General features: G+C 71.0%; 15 protein-coding genes and 1 pseudogene. 4 read left to right on the plus strand and 12 right to left on the minus strand.

Annotated elements, in window-relative coordinates; all coding sequences use genetic code 11:
• Positions 1 to 55 precede the first annotated feature (55 nt).
• Complete coding sequence (locus tag ACZ79I_RS09670) at positions 56 to 868, plus strand: thioredoxin domain-containing protein (protein ID WP_471496053.1); 813 nt, start codon at positions 56 to 58, stop codon at positions 866 to 868.
• Between the two features lie 103 nt (positions 869 to 971).
• Positions 972 to 2,633 carry an alkaline phosphatase D family protein gene (locus tag ACZ79I_RS09675; RefSeq protein ID WP_471496055.1) on the plus strand — a complete coding sequence of 554 codons (1,662 nt, stop codon included), beginning with the start codon at positions 972 to 974 and terminating at the stop codon, positions 2,631 to 2,633.
• Between the two features lie 7 nt (positions 2,634 to 2,640).
• Here ACZ79I_RS09675 and ACZ79I_RS09680 read toward each other — a convergent pair.
• A pseudogene (locus tag ACZ79I_RS09680) lies at positions 2,641 to 3,242 on the minus strand (dienelactone hydrolase family protein).
• Between the two features lie 111 nt (positions 3,243 to 3,353).
• Between ACZ79I_RS09680 and ACZ79I_RS09685 the strand changes: the two are divergent.
• A complete protein-coding gene (locus ACZ79I_RS09685; RefSeq protein WP_471496057.1) occupies positions 3,354 to 4,463 on the plus strand; it encodes a mechanosensitive ion channel family protein in 1,110 nt (369 codons plus the stop codon).
• Positions 4,464 to 4,473: 10 nt separating this feature from the next.
• Here ACZ79I_RS09685 and ACZ79I_RS09690 read toward each other — a convergent pair whose 3' ends face one another.
• The 5 genes from ACZ79I_RS09690 to ACZ79I_RS09710 form a co-directional block, all read right to left on the minus strand.
• A complete protein-coding gene (locus ACZ79I_RS09690) occupies positions 4,474 to 5,214 on the minus strand; it encodes an SDR family NAD(P)-dependent oxidoreductase (protein ID WP_471496059.1) in 741 nt (246 codons plus the stop codon).
• A gap of 73 nt (positions 5,215 to 5,287) precedes the next feature.
• Complete coding sequence (locus tag ACZ79I_RS09695) at positions 5,288 to 5,755, minus strand: GNAT family N-acetyltransferase (RefSeq protein ID WP_471496061.1); 468 nt, start codon at positions 5,753 to 5,755, stop codon at positions 5,288 to 5,290.
• Positions 5,752 to 6,696 carry an RluA family pseudouridine synthase gene (locus ACZ79I_RS09700; protein ID WP_471496063.1) on the minus strand — a complete coding sequence of 315 codons (945 nt, stop codon included), beginning with the start codon at positions 6,694 to 6,696 and terminating at the stop codon, positions 5,752 to 5,754. Before ACZ79I_RS09700 ends, ACZ79I_RS09695 begins: the two co-directional genes overlap by 4 nt.
• A 51-nt stretch (positions 6,697 to 6,747) precedes the next feature.
• Entirely contained in the window at positions 6,748 to 7,368 is a 621-nt protein-coding gene (lspA, locus tag ACZ79I_RS09705) for a signal peptidase II (RefSeq protein WP_471496065.1), read from the minus strand.
• A gap of 78 nt (positions 7,369 to 7,446) precedes the next feature.
• Positions 7,447 to 8,634 (minus strand): TraR/DksA family transcriptional regulator, encoded by a 1,188-nt coding sequence (locus ACZ79I_RS09710; RefSeq protein WP_471496067.1) that lies wholly within the window; start codon positions 8,632 to 8,634, stop codon positions 7,447 to 7,449.
• A 622-nt stretch (positions 8,635 to 9,256) separates the two neighbouring features.
• On the opposite strand from ACZ79I_RS09710, the gene ileS reads away from it, so the two are divergent.
• Positions 9,257 to 12,394, plus strand: coding sequence for an isoleucine--tRNA ligase (ileS, locus tag ACZ79I_RS09715; protein WP_471496069.1), 3,138 nt, complete (start codon positions 9,257 to 9,259; stop codon positions 12,392 to 12,394).
• Positions 12,395 to 12,591: 197 nt separating this feature from the next.
• Here the strand turns inward: ileS and ACZ79I_RS09720 are convergent, their stop codons facing one another.
• The 6 genes from ACZ79I_RS09720 to ftsZ form a co-directional block, all read right to left on the minus strand.
• Positions 12,592 to 13,779, minus strand: coding sequence for a DivIVA domain-containing protein (locus ACZ79I_RS09720; RefSeq protein ID WP_471496071.1), 1,188 nt, complete (start codon positions 13,777 to 13,779; stop codon positions 12,592 to 12,594).
• 52 nt (positions 13,780 to 13,831) lie between these two features.
• Positions 13,832 to 14,122: a YggT family protein gene (locus ACZ79I_RS09725; protein WP_381086541.1), complete on the minus strand. Its 291-nt coding sequence runs from the start codon at positions 14,120 to 14,122 to the stop codon at positions 13,832 to 13,834.
• Between the two features lie 50 nt (positions 14,123 to 14,172).
• Positions 14,173 to 14,814: a cell division protein SepF gene (locus ACZ79I_RS09730; RefSeq protein WP_471496073.1), complete on the minus strand. Its 642-nt coding sequence runs from the start codon at positions 14,812 to 14,814 to the stop codon at positions 14,173 to 14,175.
• Positions 14,815 to 14,943: 129 nt separating this feature from the next.
• Positions 14,944 to 15,663, minus strand: coding sequence for a YggS family pyridoxal phosphate-dependent enzyme (locus ACZ79I_RS09735; protein ID WP_471496075.1), 720 nt, complete (start codon positions 15,661 to 15,663; stop codon positions 14,944 to 14,946).
• 6 nt (positions 15,664 to 15,669) lie between these two features.
• Complete coding sequence (gene pgeF, locus ACZ79I_RS09740; protein ID WP_471496077.1) at positions 15,670 to 16,398, minus strand: peptidoglycan editing factor PgeF; 729 nt, start codon at positions 16,396 to 16,398, stop codon at positions 15,670 to 15,672.
• A complete protein-coding gene (ftsZ, locus tag ACZ79I_RS09745; protein WP_471496079.1) occupies positions 16,395 to 17,579 on the minus strand; it encodes a cell division protein FtsZ in 1,185 nt (394 codons plus the stop codon). The genes pgeF and ftsZ overlap by 4 nt, the downstream gene beginning before the upstream one ends.
• Positions 17,580 to 17,719: the final 140 nt, after the last annotated feature.

Genomic DNA, 17,719 nt, shown 5'->3' on the forward strand with positions numbered 1-17,719 from the left:
CCCCCACGTACATCCCGCGTACCGCGCGTACGCGCATCCCCAGGGAGATCACCCAATGAGCAAGCGGAACAGCCAGGCGGCGAAGACGGCGGCCCGTGAGCGGCTGCGCCTGGAGCGCGAGCGGCAGGCCAAGCGCGACAAGGTCAAGCGGCAGCTGGTCGTCGTCGGCGCGATCGTGGCCGTCCTCGCCGCCGCCGGCGGCATCGGCTACTTCGTCGTGCAGAACAACAAGCCCGGTTACTGGGAGGCCGCGAAGGACGACAAGCTCGTCAAGCCGGCCAACACGACCGGCGCGAACGGCACCACCGTCGTCATCGGCAAGAGCAGCGCCGAGAAGACCCTGGTCATGTACGAGGACCCGCGCTGCCCGATCTGCGCCCAGTTCGAGCAGTCCCTCGGCGCGACCATCAAGAAGGACGTCGACAGCGGCAAGTTCAAGCTGCAGTACGTCGGCGCGTCGTTCATCGACAGCAACACGCAGGGCGAGGGCTCGAAGAACGCGCTGAGCGCGATGGGCGCCGCGCTGAACGTCAGCCCCGAGGCGTTCCTGGAGTACAAGTCGGCGCTCTACTCGGCGAAGTGGCACCCCGAGGAGACCGATGACAAGTTCAAGGACGACAGCTACCTGATCAAGGTCGCGGACACCGTGCCGGCCCTGAAGGGCAACGCGGCGTTCCGTAAGGCCGTGCAGGACGGCACCTACGACAAGTGGGCGCTGGAGATGTCCGCCCAGTTCAACAAGAGCGGGGTGCAGGGCACGCCGACCCTGAAGATGGACGGCAAGACGATCACCGGGTCCGACGGCCAGAACGCGCCGATGACGGTGCCCGAGTTCGGCACGGCGATCGACAAGGCGCTCAAGGCCTGACCCGGCGGCGGCCGGGAATACCGGGCGACCCGCGGCCGAAGAGCGGGCGAACTTTCCGCGTTCGCCCGCTCTTAGCGTGTACGCGTCAGTAATCTGGTCGGCCGTGACCAGTCGATACAGATCATCCGAGAGCGCGGACACCCTCTTCCCGCGCCGTCGCACGGTCGTCAAGGCCGCCGCCGCCACCGCGGTCCTCGGCGCCCCGCTCGCGGCCGCCCTCCCGGCCCGCGCCGCCACCGACACCCCCGCCTTCCTGCACGGCGTCGCCTCCGGAGACCCCCTGCCCGACGGCGTCCTGCTGTGGACGCGGGTGACACCCACCGCCGAGGCCGTACCCGGCTCCGGGGCCGGGCCGGACACCGAGGTGAGGTGGACCGTCGCCAGGGACAGGGCCCTGACGGACGTCGTCGCCACCGGGTCCCTCACCGCGACCGCCGCCTCCGACCACACCGTCAAGGCGGACATACGGGGCCTGGAGCCGGCCACCGACTACTGGTTCCGCTTCTCCGCCGGCGGCACCGACTCCCCGGTCGCCCGCACCCGCACGGCCCCGGCCGCCGACGCGGCCGTCACCGGCCTGCGGTTCGGCGTCGTCTCCTGTGCCAACTGGGAGGCGGGCTACTTCGCGTCGTACCGCCATCTCGCGGCCCGCGGCGATCTGGACGCCTGGCTGCACCTCGGCGACTACATCTACGAGTACGGGACCGGCGACTACGGGACGCGCGGCACCGTCGTACGACCGCACGCACCGGCCCACGAGATCCTCACACTGGCCGACTACCGCACCCGGCACGGACGGTACAAGACGGACCCCGACCTGCAGGCCCTGCACGCGAAGGCGCCGGTCGTCGCGATCTGGGACGACCACGAGTTCGCCAACGACACCTGGTCGGGCGGCGCCCAGAACCACACCGAGGGCGCGGAGGGAAGCTGGTCCGCGCGCCAGGCCGCGGCACGGCAGGCGTACTTCGAGTGGATGCCGGTCCGCCCGGCGATCGAGGGCACCACCTACCGCCGGCTGCGCTTCGGCAAGCTCGCCGATCTCTCCCTGCTGGACCTGCGCTCCTTCCGCTCGCAGCAGGCGTCCCTGGGCAGCGGGTCGGTCGACGACCCGAACCGCACGATCACCGGCCGCGCCCAACTCGACTGGCTGAAGGCGGGCCTGAAGGCGTCCGACACCTCCTGGAGGCTGGTCGGCAACTCGGTGATGATCTCGCCCTTCGTCATCGGCTCGCTCACCGACGATCTGCTGGGGCCGCTGGCCGAGCTGCTGGGCCTGCCGCAGGGCGGCCTCGCCGTCAACACCGACCAGTGGGACGGCTACACCGACGACCGCCGGGAACTGCTGGCCCATCTGCGCTCGAACGCCATCCGCAACACCGTCTTCCTCACCGGGGACATCCACATGGCCTGGGCCAACGACGTGCCGGTGGACGCCGGGACGTACCCGCTCTCCGCGTCGGCCGCCACCGAGTTCGTGGTCACCTCGGTGACCTCGGACAACCTCGACGACATCGTCAAGGTCCCCGAGGGCACGGTCTCTGCGCTGGCCTCGCCGCTCATCCGCGCCGCCAACCGGCACGTCCACTGGGTGGACACCGACCGCCACGGCTACGGCGTCCTGGACATCACCGCCGACCGCGCGCAGATGGACTACTACGTGCTGTCCGACCGCACGGACCCGAACGCGACCTCCGCCTGGGCCCGTTCGTACCGCACGCGCAGCGGCACGCAGAAGGTGGAGCGGACGTACAACCCGGTGTAGCCGCCGGCTACAGAGTGCCGAGGAAGCCGAGCGCCACCCGCCAGGTGGCCTCGGCCGCCTCCTCGTCGTAGTCCGGCAGGCCGGGGTCGGTGTAGAGGTGGCCGGCGCCCGCGTACCGGTGGATCTCCACCTCCGCGCCCGCCCGGCCCATCTGCAGATACCAGGCGCTCAGCCAGTCGTCCGGCTCTGGGGGCACCTCCCACGCCCTTGAGGCAGTGGGGGAGGATCCGGCTCGGCCACGTGCAGCTGCACCGGCAGCCCGTCCGCCGAGGCGTTCGCCGCGATGTCCGACGTGCCGTGCAGCAGCAGGAGTCCGCGGGCCTTCTTGTCACCGAGCGCCAGGGTCTGCGCGATGGCCGCGCCGAGCGAGAACCCCGCGTACACCAGCCCTCGCTCCGAGTAGGGCGCGGCGGCCAGGACGGCCCGTCTGAGCAGCTCGTCCTTGCCCGTCCCGTCCTTGAAGGCCATGCCCTCCTCGACCGTCCCGAAAGTGCGCCCGTCGAACAGGTCGGGGGTCCACACCTCATGTCCGGCGGCGCGGAGCCGGTCGGCGGCGGCCCGGACAGCGGGCCGCAGACCGTACGTCGAGTGGAAGAGCATGATGTCCATGAGGCCATGGTGCCAGCCGCCGCCGACAACGCCGGACGGACGGCGCAGCGGGTTCCGGGGCGGATCCGGGCCGTGCGTTCATCATGCCGCCGGCTGGTTACGTTCCAGGGCATGGAGAACGTACTGCGCCCGGTGATCGTCGTCGGTGGCTCGGTCGCGCTCACCCTGCTCATGGGATGGGCCACGGACCTTCTGCTGCGCAAGGCGAACGGCACGCACCCCGAGACACCCCTGTGGGGCCTGCTCCGGCGCGGCCGCATCCCTTACCAGTTCCTGCTGTGCGCGGCCCTGCTGAGAGGCTCCTACGACCAGGCGGAGCTCCTCCAGGCGCACCGGACCGGGATGGGACGGGCCCTGACGCTGGTGCTGATCGGTGCCGCCGCCTGGCTGGTGGTCCGTATCGCGGCCGCGGTCGTCGAGACGACGTACACCCGTTACGCCCGCGCCCACCACGATCCGGCCCGCGTCCGGCGCGTGCGCACCCAGGTGACGCTGATCATGCGGGTGGTGGCGGCGGTCGTCGGCGTGGTGGCGGTCGCCGCCATGCTGCTGACGTTCCCGGCGATGCGGGCGGCCGGCGCCTCGCTGCTGGCCTCCGCCGGCATCCTCGGCATCGTCGCCGGTGTGGCCGCGCAGTCCACGCTGTCCAATCTCTTCGCCGGTCTGCAGATCGCGTTCGGCGACATGGTCCGGCTGGGCGACACGGTCGTCGTGGACGGCGAGTGGGGCACCGTCGACGAGATCACGCTGACGTTCCTCACGGTGCGCACCTGGGACGAGCGCCGGATCACCGTGCCGGTGTCGTACTTCACCTCGAAGCCGTTCGAGAACTGGTCCCGCGGCGGCGCCCAGATGACGGGCATCGTCTACTTCCACGTCGACCACTCCGCGCCCGTGGAGGCCATGCGCGACAGGCTCCGCGACATCCTGCGCGCGTGCCCCGCGTGGGACGGCCGCGCCTGCGGCCTCCAGGTCACCGACTCGACGCCCACCACCATGGAGGTGCGGGCACTGGTGACCGCGAAGGACGCGGACGACATCTGGACGGTGCGCGTCACGGTCCGCGAGCGGATGATCCGCTGGCTGACCGAGGAGCACCCGTACGCGCTGCCGCGGGTCAACACGGCCGACGCGGTCCGGCCGCCCGGCGTGGACGGCCGCACACGCCACGACGGAGCGGCGTACCGGACGCACGAGCCGCCGCGGACCGGCCGGGGCTGAGCCGCGTCCGTCAGTGCCCCCGCTCCGCCCCGCCGTTGACCTGGATCACCTGCGCGGTGATGTGACGGGCACCGGGAGACGCCAGCCAGTGCAGGGTCTGGGCGATGTCACCGGGCGTACCGGCCCGGCCGGTCGACGTCTCCGCGACGAGCCGCTCACGTCGCGCCGGGTCCATCGCGTCGCCGAAGAACTCGGTGTTCTCCACGTAGCCCGGCGCGACCACGTTCACCGTGACCCCCCGCGGTCCCAACTGCCGGGCGAGATCGAACGCGTACGGGTGGAGCGCGGCCTTGGCGGCGGCGTAGGCGCCGCTGCCGGACCCACGGTAGGCGGCGATGGAACTGATGAACAGCACGCGCCCGCCGGGCGAGGCGAGCCGTTCCCGCAGCGCCTCCGTGAGCAGGGCCGCGGTGAGCACGTTCAGCCGGAAGTTGACGGTCCAGGTGTGCGCGACGGCTTCGAGCGGGTCGTCGGCGGCGGCGGCCGGCTCCAGATTCCCGGCGCCGCCCGCGCTGTTGACGAGGACGTCCACGGTCCCGAACTCCTCCGCCACGAAGCGGGCGGCCCCGCGCACCGCGTGAGGGTCGCTCAGATCCGCCGCGCAGGTCAGTGCCCCCGGCACCCCGGCCTTCGCCAGGACCTCCGCCCGCCGCCCGAGGAGCATCACGCGGTCACCGTCCGCGGCGAAGGCCCGTGCGGCCGCCAGCCCGATTCCCGTACCACCGCCGCTGATCACCACGTTGCGCGCCACGGTCCGATCGTACAAAGGCGGATGACCGCCCGCCCGGCACCCACCGCGGATGCCGGCCGCGCGGCGCGCCGGCCTACAGGGGGCGGCGCATCGCCCGGTGCGGTATGCCGGCGTCCGGGAACTCCGGTCCGTAGGTCTCGTAGCCCAGCCGCTCGTAGAACCCGAGCGCGTGCGTCTGCGCATGCAGGTCCACCGCCGCCAGCCCGCGCGCGCGTGCCGCGTCCTCGATCGCCGCCACCAGTGCAGCCCCGACACCCAGCCCACGCGCCTGACGGGTCACGGCGAGCCGCCCCAGGGAGCCCACGGCCGGGTCGCCGCCGTTCTTGGAGGCGGCCGCCTCGCCGTACAGCAGCCGGCCCGTCCCGAGCGGCACGCCGTCCTCACGCACGGCCAGGACGTGCACGGCGCCGGCGTCGTACGCGTCGTACTCGATGTCCTCCGGGACGCCCTGCTCGCCGACGAAGACCTCCTTGCGGACGGCGAAGCACGCCTCCCGGTCGGCGAGGTCCTCGGCGACCCGCACCACGTACGCGGCGCTCATGCCCAGCTCTCCTCGCGCACCGTGTCGAGCGCCTTCTGCAGGTCGGCCGGGTAGCCGCTCTCGAACTCCACCCACTGCCCGTCCGCGGGGTGCTCGAAGCCCAGGCGTACGGCGTGCAGCCACTGGCGGGTCAGGCCGAGCCGCTTGGCGAGCGTGGGGTCCGCGCCGTACGTCAGGTCACCGACGCACGGGTGGCGGTGGGCGGCCATGTGGACGCGGATCTGGTGGGTGCGCCCGGTCTCCAGCTTGACCTCCAGCAGGGAGGCCGAGCGGAACGCCTCGATCAGGTCGTAGTGCGTGACGGAGGGCTTGCCGTCGGCCGTGACCGCCCACTTGTAGTCGTGGTTCGGGTGGCGGCCGATGGGCGCGTCGATGGTGCCGCTGGTCGGGTCGGGGTGTCCCTGCACGAGCGTGTGGTAGCGCTTGTCGACCGTGCGCTCCTTGAACTGGCGCTTGAGCGACGTGTACGCGTACTCCGACTTGGCGACGACCATGAGACCCGACGTGCCCACGTCGAGGCGGTGCACGATGCCCTGGCGCTCGGCGGCACCGGAGGTCGAGATGCGGTAGCCGGCGGCGGCGAGACCGCCGATCACGGTGGGCCCCGACCAGCCGGGCGAGGGGTGCGCGGCCACGCCGACCGGCTTGACGATCACGACCACGTCCTCGTCGTCGTGCACGATCTCCATGCCCTCGACCGGCTCGGCGACCACCCGCACCGGCGCGGGCGCCTGCGGCATCTCGACCTCCAGCCAGGCGCCGCCGCGCACCCGCTCGGACTTGCCGACCGCCGTGCCGTCGACCAGCACCTTGCCCGCCGCGGCCAGCTCCGCCGCCTTCGTACGGGAGAAGCCGAACATGCGGGAGATGGCGGCGTCGACGCGCTCGCCCTCCAGGCCGTCGGGCACGGGCAGGGTACGGATCTCGGGAAGGCTGCTCACCCGTCGAGTATGCCGGACTCCCCGGACACCGCCGCAGCGGAGTCCCGGGGTTCAGTCCCGGTGGACGGTTCCGTCCGGGTCGAGGCCGCGGAAGGACAGCAGCACGATCAGGATGCCGCCGCAGACGATCGCCGAGTCCGCCAGGTTGAAGACGGCGAAGTGCTTGGGCGCGATGAAGTCGACGACCGCGCCCTCGAAGACGCCCGGCGAGCGGAAGATCCGGTCGGTGAGGTTGCCCAGGGCGCCGCCGAGCAGCAGGCCCAGCGCGATCGCCCAGGGCAGGCTGTACAGCTTGCGCGCCAGCCGGGCGATCACCACGATCACGGCGGCCGCGATCACGGTGAAGATCACGGTGAACGCCTCACCGAAGCCGAAGGCGGCGCCCGCGTTGCGGATGGCCTCCAGTTGCAGCCAGTCCCCGATGATCCGGATCGGCGCGTGGTGCTCCAGCCTGGCGACCACGAGCAGCTTGCTGCCCAGGTCGAGGACGTAGGCGAAGGCGGCGACCGCGAACAGGACCGCGATCCGCCGCCGGCCCCGGGCCGGGGGCGCGGTGTCGGTGTCCGGGGCGGTTCGCTCGCCGGACGGGGCCCGCCCGCCGGACTCCTCCGGCCCGGCCCCCGCCGCTCCTGGGGTTTCCGGCGTACCGATGATGCGCTCCGCCTCTGCCACGTGAGTCCCTCAACCTAGGTTCCTGACTGAGGACGAGACTACGACACGACCCCGCCGGTCCATGTGTTCAGGACGGGATCATTGACGGCGTTCCTGTTTCTGCTTGCACTCCACGCACAGCGTGGCGCGCGGGAACGCCTGCATACGGGCCTTGCCGATGGGGTTGCCGCAGTTCTCGCACAGGCCGTAGGTGCCGGCGTCGAGGCGTTCCAGGGCGCGCTCGGTCTGTTCGAGCATCTCCCGGGCGTTGGCGGCGAGCGCCATCTCGTGCTCGCGCGTGATGTTCTTGGTGCCGGTGTCCGCCTGGTCGTCGCCGGCCCCGTCCCCGGAGTCCCGCATCAAGCCGGCCAGCGCCCGCTCCGACGCGTCGATCTCACCGCGCAGCCGCACCGCGTCGGCCTGCAGTTCCGCGCGCGCCTCGGCCACCTCTTGGAGGGTCCACGGCTCCTCACCGGGGCGCACCGCCAGTTCACCCGGCTCCACGGCGGCGATCCGCGCCTTGGGGACCGCGGTGGAGTTGTCCTCTGCTGTGGCCGTGCCAGGAGTCTTCTTCGCAACCACGGTCGTGGCTCCCGTCTGCTTCGCGGCCTCGACCGTGCCCGCCGTCGTGGCGGTGCCCTTCTCGGCCGCACTCTGTGTGGGGGTGCTCTTGGTGGCGCCCTTCGCGGCGCCGCTCCGTCCGGCGGCCCTGGCAGGGGCCGCCTTCCCGGCGGCGGCCTTCTTGGACGCCGCCTTGCGGGGGACGGCCTTCTTCGCCGCCGCCTTCCCGGCAGCAGTGCCGGTCGCCGCCGTCTTCCTGCCGGCCGCCGCCTTCCTCGCCGCCGGCCGCTCGGGACCGCCTTTCTCCTCGGCCGCCTTCTTCGAGGGGACCGCCTTCCCGGCCGCTCTCTTCGAGGGCGCCGCCTGGGACGCCGCCGCCTTCCTGGCGGCGGACCTCTTGCCTGCGGAGGTCCTGGCCGAGGAGGGCTCGGCCGCGGTCGTCACGGACGTCGCCTTCTCGGCGGCCGTCTTCGCTGTGGCCTTCTTCCCCGTGGCCTTCTTCCCTGTGGCCTTCTTCCGGGGGGCTGCCTCGGCAGACTCCGTACGGGCCGCCTTCTCGGCGGCCGAGGCCGCGCCGGCCCTCTTCGTGGCCGCCGTCTTCTTCGCCGGTGCCGAACGGGTGCTCTTCTTGCCGTTCACGTCCTTGGCCGCCACACCGCCGGAGGCAGCCGCACCCGTGGGTCTGCCGGACGCCGACTGCTGTACGGCGGTCTTCTTCGCCACCATGGCCGCGGCCCCTTCACATATTGTGATATTGCGCGCAAATCGTGCTGGGACGATAAATCGACTTCTGGCCCGCGGCAACGGGGCACGCCAACGAATCGCCCGCCGCACGAGCGCCGCACGGTGAGCCTGCATCCGTTGTGCCCAGCTCTCCGCCCGGTAATCCGCCAGGATCCGTGTCCCGGGATCCGGACGCCGCGGCCCTCGCCATTCGGGTCACCCGCCGCCCCGCACAGCCTCCTGCCGCGGGACCCGGAAAACCGGTCGGCCGCGGTCCGTGCGGCGCCGTACACTGGGCGGAGCGAAAAGCGTGGATGGGGACGAGTAGCGGCGTACGCAGCCATCAGCGATCCGGGGACGGTGGAAGCCCGGAGGCGAGCGCGACGTGAAGATCACCCCGGAGCCGCCGGAAGAAAGCCTTGGACAGTGGCTGCGCCCACGGCCCAGGGCCGGTAGAACCGGCATCGCGACCCCAATGAGGGGGCTCACCGGCGCGTACGGCGCACCGGGGAGCCAAGGAGGGTGGTACCGCGGGAGCGCGCCGCACACGGCGTACGGAGGATTCACGGAATTCCCGGCTCTCGTCCCTCCGACGGAAGGCAGTACGTCCGCCGGAGGAAGATCCATGACGCAGTACCGCCAGGTGCCCGCCCAGATCGACCTGCCCGCTCTCGAGCACGCGGTGCTCGACTTCTGGCGCGAGCAGAAGATCTTCGCCAAGAGCCTGGAGCAGTCCGAGGGCCGCCCCGAGTGGGTGTTCTACGAGGGCCCGCCCACGGCCAACGGCATGCCGGGAGCCCACCACATCGAGGCCCGTGTCTTCAAGGACGTCTTCCCCCGCTTCCGCACCATGCGCGGCTACCACGTGGCCCGCAAGGCCGGCTGGGACTGCCACGGCCTGCCCGTAGAGCTGGCGGTGGAGAAGGAGCTGGGCTTCTCCGGCAAGCAGGACATCGAGGCGTACGGCATCGCCGAGTTCAACGCCAAGTGCCGGGAGTCCGTGACCCGGCACACCGACGCCTTCGCCGAGCTGACCACCCGCATGGGCTACTGGGTCGACCTGGACGACGCCTACCGGACGATGGACCCCGAGTACGTGGACTCCGTCTGGTGGTCGCTGAAGGAGATCTTCACCAAGGGCCTGCTGGTCCAGGACCACCGCGTCGCCCCCTGGTGCCCGCGCTGCGGCACCGGCCTGTCCGACCACGAGCTGGCGCAGGGCTACGAGACGGTCATCGACCCCTCGGTCTACGTCCGCTTCCCCCTCACCTCCGGTCCACTCGCCGGCGAGGCCGCGCTCCTGGTGTGGACGACGACCCCGTGGACGCTGGTCTCCAACACCGCGGTCGCCGCCCACCCCGACGTCACCTACGTCGTCGCGACGAACGGCGAGGAGAAACTCGTCGTCGCCGAGCCGCTGCTCGGCAAGGCGCTGGGCGAGGGCTGGGAGCCCACGGGCCGGACCTTCTCGGGCACCGAGATGGAACGCTGGACGTACCGGCGCCCCTTCGAGCTGGTCGACTTCCCGGCGGACACGGAGACCCACTACGTGGTGAACGCCGAGTACGTCACGACGGAGGACGGTACGGGCCTGGTCCACCAGTCCCCCGCCTTCGGTGAGGAGGACCTCAAGGTCTGCCGCGCCTACGGCCTGCCCGTGGTCAACCCCGTGCGCCCCGACGGCACCTTCGAGGAGGACGTCCCGCTGGTCGGGGGCGTCTTCTTCAAGAAGGCGGACGAAAAGCTCACGGAGGACCTCCAGCAGCGCGGTCTGCTGTTCCGGCACATCCCGTACGAGCACAGCTATCCGCACTGCTGGCGTTGCCACACCGCGCTGCTCTACTACGCGCAGCCGTCCTGGTACATCCGCACCACGGCCGTCAAGGACCGGCTGCTGCAGGAGAACGAGAAGACGAACTGGTTCCCGGAGACGGTCAAGCACGGCCGCTTCGGTGACTGGCTGGACAACAACATCGACTGGGCGCTGTCCCGCAGCCGCTACTGGGGCACGCCACTGCCGATCTGGCGCTGCGAGGACGACCACCTCACCTGTGTCGGCTCCCGCGCGGAACTGACCGAGCTGACGGGCACCGACCAGTCGGAGCTGGACCCGCACCGCCCGTTCATCGACGAGGTCACCTTCGCGTGCCCGCAGTGCGCGAGGACGGCCACGCGCGTACCCGAGGTCATCGACGCCTGGTACGACTCGGGCTCGATGCCGTTCGCGCAGTGGGGCTACCCGTACAAGAACAAGGACCTCTTCGAGTCCCGCTACCCGGCGCAGTTCATCTCGGAGGCCATCGACCAGACCCGGGGCTGGTTCTACACCCTGATGGCGGTCGGCACGCTGGTCTTCGACAGGTCGTCGTACGAGAACGTGGTGTGCCTGGGCCACATCCTCGCCGAGGACGGCCGCAAGATGTCCAAGCACCTGGGCAACATCCTGCAGCCGATCCCGCTCATGGACCAGCACGGCGCGGACGCGGTCCGCTGGTTCATGGCGGCCGGAGGCTCCCCGTGGGCCGCCCGCCGGGTCGGCCACGGCACCATCCAGGAAGTCGTCCGCAAGACGCTCCTGACGTACTGGAACACGGTCGCCTTCCAGGCGCTGTACGCGCGCACGTCCGCCTGGGCGCCGAGCGAGGCCGACCCGGCCCCGGCCGACCGCCCCGTGCTCGACCGCTGGCTGCTGTCGGAACTCCACGCGCTCACCGACCAGGTGACCGAGGCCCTGGAGTCGTACGACACCCAGCGCGCCGGCAAGCTCCTGTCGGCGTTCGTCGACGATCTGTCCAACTGGTACGTCCGCCGCTCGCGGCGCCGCTTCTGGCAGGGCGACAAGGCGGCGCTGCGCACGCTGCACGAGGTCCTGGAGACGGTCACGAAGCTGATGGCGCCCATCACCCCGTTCATCACCGAGCGGGTCTGGCAGGACCTCGTCGTGCCGGTGACCCCGGGCGCCCCCGAATCGGTGCACCTGGCGTCCTGGCCGCAGGCGGACCTGTCCGCGATCGACCCGGAGCTGTCCCGGCAGATGGTGCTGGTGCGCCGCCTCGTCGAACTGGGCCGCGCCACGCGCGCGGAGTCGGGCGTCAAGACCCGTCAGCCGCTGCGGCGCGCCCTGGTCGCGGCGAGCGGGTTCGAGACGCTGGACCCGCAGCTGCACACACAGATCACCGAGGAGCTGAACGTCGAGGCGCTGGCATCGCTGAGCGAGGTCGGCGGGTCGCTCGTCGACACCACGGCGAAGGCGAACTTCCGCGCGCTGGGCAAGCGCTTCGGCAAGCGCGTCCAGGAGGTGGCGAAGGCCGTCGCGAACGCCGACGCGGCGGCGCTGTCCCTGGCACTACGCGAGGGCACGGCGTCGGTCGAGGTCGACGGCGAGACGATCGCCCTCGCCCCCGACGAGGTGATCATCACGGAGACCCCGCGTGAGGGCTGGTCGGTGGCGTCCGACTCCGGTGCCACGGTCGCCCTCGACCTGGAGATCACCGAGCAGCTGCGGCAGGCGGGCCTGGCCCGTGACGCGATCCGCCTGATCCAGGAGGCCCGCAAGAACAGCGGCCTGGACGTCGCCGACCGGATCGCGCTCCGCTGGACCGCCACGGACCCGGCGGTCATCGCGGCCCTGACCGAGCACTCCGGCCTGATCGCCGACGAGGTCCTCGCCACCGACTTCGCCCAGGGCGAGGCGGACGGCACATTCGGCGAACCGTTCACCGACGAACCGCTGACCCTGACGTTCCGCCTGCGCAAGGCCTGACGGCCCACACGAAGGCCGGCCCCGCCGAAAAATCTCGGCGGGGCGCGGCCTTCGGCGTTGTGTGCGCACGTACAACCGCTCCCCCGCCCGAACACACGGCGCACGAACCGGACCGCACAGCACAAGGGCGGGGCCCCGGATCGGAATCCGGGGCCCCGCCCTTGAGGCTGCCGACGCCTACGGCGTACGCGTCGCCGTCAGTTGTCGTCCTCGTCGATGAGGAACCCGCGCATCGGCGAGGGGGCCTGGCCCATGGGCGACGGGCCCTGCGGGCGCACCGGCGCCATCGGCTGCGTCATCGCCGGGGACATCTGCTGCTGACCGCCGTAGGACGGGCCGGAAGGACCCGGGCCACCGCCCATGGTCTGGTTGCCCCCGTAGGACGGGGCACCGGCACCCGCGGGAGCCATCGACGGCGCGGACGGCGACGGCAGAGAGGGCGCGGCCGGGGTGCGCGGCGGGGCCAGCGAGTCGTCCGCCTGGGTCTCCAGCTGGCGCAGCTGGGACTCCAGGTAGGACTTCAGCCTCGTGCGGTACTCGCGCTCGAAGCCGCGCAGGTCCTCGACCTTGCGCTCCAGCGTGGCGCGGGCGGACTCCAGGGAGCCCATCGCGACACGGTGCTTCTCCTGCGCGTCCCGCTCCAGGGCGTCGGCCTTGGCCCGGGCGTCGCGCTCCAGACCCTCGGCGCGGCTGCGGGCCTCGCCGACGATCTTGTTGGCCTCGGCACGGGCCTCGGCGATCGCCTGGTCGGCGGTCTGCTGGGCCAGCGAGAGGACACGGGCGGCACTGTCGCCGCCGGGGCCCTGACCGGGCATCCCCGGACCGCCCATGGGGCCGCCCATAGGACCGCCCATGGGGCCGCCCATCTGCTGCATCGGGGGCTGGCCCATCGGACCGTGTCCCTGGCCCATCGGACCGTGCCCCTGACCCATCGGCCCAGGACCCTGACCCATCGGACCGTGCCCCTGACCCATCGGCCCAGGACCCTGACCCATCGGGCCGGGACCCTGAGGACCGCCCTGCCCGCTGGGGCCCGCGGGCAGCTGCGGGGCACCGCTCGGCAGCTGGGGCGGGCCACCCATGGGGCCACCCATCTGCTGCTGCGGCGGGCCCGATATCCCGGCGGGCACGGGGGCACCCGGACCTCGCATACCCTGCTGCTGGTCCTGGGGCTCCGGGGGTTTCCGCATGTTCTGCTGGTTCTGCGCGGCGGCACGCGTGGCGGCGGCCAGCTTGGCGCGCAGATCCTCGTTCTCCCGGAGCAGACGGGTCAGTTCGGCTTCGACCTCGTCGAGGAAGGCATCGACCTCGTCCTCGTCATAGCCTTCTCGGAGGCGGACGGTCGTGAACTGCTTGTTCCGCACGTCCTCGGGGGTCAACGGCATCTCTTCACCTCAACGTAGTCATCGGCAGTCGGCAAGACCGTATCGTCCACAGTCACCTCGCGAGGTTGCCCACGATGGAGATCAGGATGTAGACGATGATCATCAGTACGAAGAAGGACAGGTCGAGCGCCACGCCCCCGAGACGCAGCGGCGGGATGAACCGCCGCAAAAGCTTCAACGGTGGATCGGTGACAGTGTAGGTGGCCTCCAGAACGACCACCATCGCCTTGCCGGGTTGCCATGAGCGGGCGAACTGGAAGACGTAGTCCATGACCAACCGGAAAATCAGCACGATGAGGAAACACATCAGCGCGATGTAGAGAACCTCCAAGACCACGCCCATGATCCGTGCTTCCCTCTCCCCTGTTCCGTGCGGCTTTCCGGTGGTACGTCTCAGCTCTGGTTGAAGAACCCGCCCTCTGCGATGCGGGCCTTGTCCTCCGCCGTGACATCGACGTTAGCAGGAGACAGCAGGAACACCTTCTGCGTCACCCGCTCGATACTGCCGTGAAGACCAAACACCAAACCGGCCGCAAAGTCGACAAGTCGCTTCGCATCTGTGTCATCCATCTCAGTCAGATTCATGATCACCGGGGTGCCCTCACGGAAGTGTTCCCCGATGGTACGGGCTTCGTTGTACGTCCGGGGGTGCAGCGTGGTGATCCGGTACGGCTCTCGTTCGGACACGACCTTGGGCATGATCACCGGTGCGTTCTTCTCCAGACTCTGACGTTCTTGTGTGATGGACGCCACGGGCGCGATGCGCGCCGGACGTCCGGAATCCGCGGGGAGGGAAGCAGAACGGGACACCGGATCACGCTGCGCCGGCGGCTGCACCGCTCGCACCGGTTCGTCCCTTTGGGACTGAAGTGCCTGGTGCGACTGATGAGACGGCTCGTGCCGCCTGCGGTCCCGCTCCGGCTCCGGGTCGAGCTCGGGCTCGAAGTCGTCGTCGGGGTCGAACCCCCTGCCGTCGTACCCATCGTCCTCCACGAGGCCGAGGTAGACCGCCATCTTGCGCATCGCGCCGGCCATGCTCTGAGTCCTCCGCTCTGTGGTGGATCGGCTGACGACTGCCAAGTGCCCGCGATCCACGAGGTCGTTATGCCCGCCTTTCGGCGGTAATGACCATATTTTCTGCTGTGGTCCGACTTCTTGGCGACGTTACCCGAGCCTGGGGCGGACTCCGAGTACCGCAGTGCCGACGCGCACATGTGTCGCCCCGGCGGCCACGGCCTGTTCGAGGTCCGCACTCATCCCTGCCGAGACCATGGTTGCAGCCGGATGGGCTCGGCGCAGGTCAGTCGACAAATCCATCAACCGCTCGAACGCCGCCTGTTGACGGCCCGCGTACTCTCCGGTGAGCGGCGCCACGGTCATCAGGCCGTCCAGCCGCAACCCGGGGGCCTGTGCGACGAGGTCGGCCAACTCTTCGATTCCCCCGGGCGCCACGCCCCCGCGCTCCCCCCGCCCGCCCTCGCCCGCGTCGAGCGCGACCTGGAGGAGGCACCCCACCTCGCGCCCGGCCCGAACGGCCTCCCTCGACAGCGCCGCCACGAGCCTGGGGCGATCGACGGACTGCACGAGATCCGCATAACCGACCACCGAGCGCACCTTGTTGGTCTGCAATTGACCGACAAAATGCCATGTAAGCGGCAGATCCGAGCATGCGGCCGCCTTGGGGGCCGCGTCCTGGTCACGGTTCTCGGCGACGTCACGCACACCGAGTTCCGACAGAATCCGCACATCGCTCGCGGGATAGGTCTTGGTGACCACGATCAGGGTCACTTCTTCCCGCTCGCGCCCCGCGGCCCGGCACGCAGCCGCGATGCGCTCCTCCACCTTCGCCAGGTTTGCGGCGATTTGATGCTTACGGTCCGTCATGCCTCATCAGTCCAGCCAGACATAGCCCGCGAGCCGTCCGGTGGTGCGGTCGCGGCGGTACGAGAAGTGATCACGCGATTCGCGCGTGCACACCGGCGACTGCGCCCGGTCGCGCACCCCGAGCCGTTCGAGCTGGGCGTGCACGCCGGCGGTCACGTCGACCGCGGGAGTGCTCCAGCTCGTCTCGGCGTACGCCGCCGGTTCGACGGCGGACACCTCGGCGCGCATCGCCTCCGGCACCTCGTAGCACCGGCCGCAGACGGCCGGTCCCGTGCGGGCGACGATCCGGGACGGTTCGGCACCCAGTTCCGTCATCGCGCGGACGGCGGCGGGGACGACCCCGGCGACCATGCCGGGGCGGCCCGCGTGGACGGCGGCCGCGACCCCGGCGGCCGGGTCGGCGAGCAGGACGGGCGTGCAGTCCGCCGTGAGCACGGCGAGGGCGAGACCGCGCCGTGCGGTGACGATCGCGTCCACCTCGGGTACGGCCGCGGCACCCCACGGCTCGTCGACCACGGCCACATCCGCCCCGTGCACCTGGTTCATCCAGACCACCCGGGCCGGGTCGAGGCCCAGCGCCCCCGCGGCCAGCTCCCGGTTGGCCCGTACCGCCCCGGGGTCGTCGCCGACCGCTCCGCCGAGATTGAGCTCCTCGTACGGAGCGGCGCTCACCCCGCCCCACCGGTCGGTGAAGGCGAAGTGCGCGCCGCTCACGGTGTCGCGCTGTCCTATCACTTCAGGAAGTCCGGCACATCCAGCTCCTCGGCCGCGCTGTCCGAGTAGGTCCGCGACGGCGGCACCGACGGGGTGACCGGGAGATCGCCCACCGGCTCCGGGGCCGGTTCCGGCGCCTCCTTCGGTGTGACGCTGCCGAGCGAGCCGAAGGAGGGGCGGCTGTCCACGGGGCGGACCGGCTCCTCGCGCTTGACCGAGGACGCGCCGAGGACGTTGTCCCGCTTGGCGGGGGGCTGCCCGCCGTCGAAGCCGGCCGCGATCACCGTCACCCGCACCTCGTCGCCGAGGGCGTCGTCGATGACCGCGCCGAAGATGATGTTGGCCTCGGGGTGCGCGGCCTCGCTCACCAGCTGGGCGGCCTCGTTGATCTCGAAGAGGCCGAGGTCCGAGCCGCCGGAGATGGACAGCAGCACGCCCCGGGCGCCGTCGATGGACGCCTCCAGCAGCGGGGAGGAGATCGCCATCTCGGCCGCGGCCACCGCGCGGTCGTCACCGCGGGCCGAGCCGATGCCCATGAGGGCCGAACCGGCTTCGGACATCACGGACTTGACGTCGGCGAAGTCGAGGTTGATGAGACCGGGGGTGGTGATGAGGTCGGTGATGCCCTGGACACCGGAGAGCAAGACCTGGTCGGCCGACTTGAAGGCGTCGAGGACGGAGACCTGGCGGTCCGAGATGGACAGCAGCCGGTCGTTCGGGATGACGATGAGGGTGTCGACCTCTTCGCGCAGCTCGGCGATGCCGTCCTCGGCCTGGTTGGCGCGGCGCCGCCCCTCGAAGGTGAACGGGCGCGTGACCACGCCGATGGTGAGGGCGCCCAGCGAGCGCGCGATGTTGGCCACGACGGGCGCGCCGCCGGTGCCGGTGCCGCCGCCTTCACCGGCCGTCACGAAGACCATGTCGGCCCCCTTGAGGACCTCCTCGATCTCCTCGCGGTGGTCCTCGGCGGCCTTGCGGCCCACGGCCGGGTTGGCGCCGGCGCCGAGTCCGCGGGTGAGTTCGCGGCCGACGTCGAGCTTGACGTCGGCGTCGCTCATCAACAGAGCTTGCGCGTCGGTGTTGATGGCGATGAACTCGACGCCCTTGAGACCGACCTCGATCATCCGGTTGATGGCATTGACACCACCGCCGCCGACACCGATGACCTTGATGACTGCGAGGTAGTTCTGCGGTGCTGCCACGTCGAAGGCCTCTCGCCTCGAATTACGTCGCCGTCGTTCCGCGGGTGCTCCGCGAGGCGACGGCTGATGCCGAATGGGACGGTCCGAACGCCGACCCGAACCCTAACCCTGAAGTTTAGGGTTACCAGTGTGCCTGTTCC

The sequence above is a fragment of the Streptomyces sp. PSU-S4-23 genome (assembly GCF_055632315.1).

Bases quoted from the DNA above. Each gene is read 5' to 3' on its own strand.
- ACZ79I_RS09670 (WP_471496053.1), top strand. From the start codon at position 56: ATGAGCAAGCGGAACAGCCAGGCGGCGAAGACGGCGGCCCGTGAGCGG.
- ACZ79I_RS09685 (WP_471496057.1), top strand. From the start codon at position 3,354: ATGGAGAACGTACTGCGCCCGGTGATCGTCGTCGGTGGCTCGGTCGCG.
- ACZ79I_RS09695 (WP_471496061.1), bottom strand. From the start codon at position 5,755: ATGAGCGCCGCGTACGTGGTGCGGGTCGCCGAGGACCTCGCCGACCGG.
- ACZ79I_RS09710 (WP_471496067.1), bottom strand. From the start codon at position 8,634: ATGGTGGCGAAGAAGACCGCCGTACAGCAGTCGGCGTCCGGCAGACCC.
- ileS (WP_471496069.1), top strand. From the start codon at position 9,257: ATGACGCAGTACCGCCAGGTGCCCGCCCAGATCGACCTGCCCGCTCTC.
- ACZ79I_RS09720 (WP_471496071.1), bottom strand. From the start codon at position 13,779: ATGCCGTTGACCCCCGAGGACGTGCGGAACAAGCAGTTCACGACCGTC.
- ACZ79I_RS09725 (WP_381086541.1), bottom strand. From the start codon at position 14,122: ATGGGCGTGGTCTTGGAGGTTCTCTACATCGCGCTGATGTGTTTCCTC.
- ACZ79I_RS09730 (WP_471496073.1), bottom strand. From the start codon at position 14,814: ATGGCCGGCGCGATGCGCAAGATGGCGGTCTACCTCGGCCTCGTGGAG.
- ACZ79I_RS09735 (WP_471496075.1), bottom strand. From the start codon at position 15,663: ATGACGGACCGTAAGCATCAAATCGCCGCAAACCTGGCGAAGGTGGAG.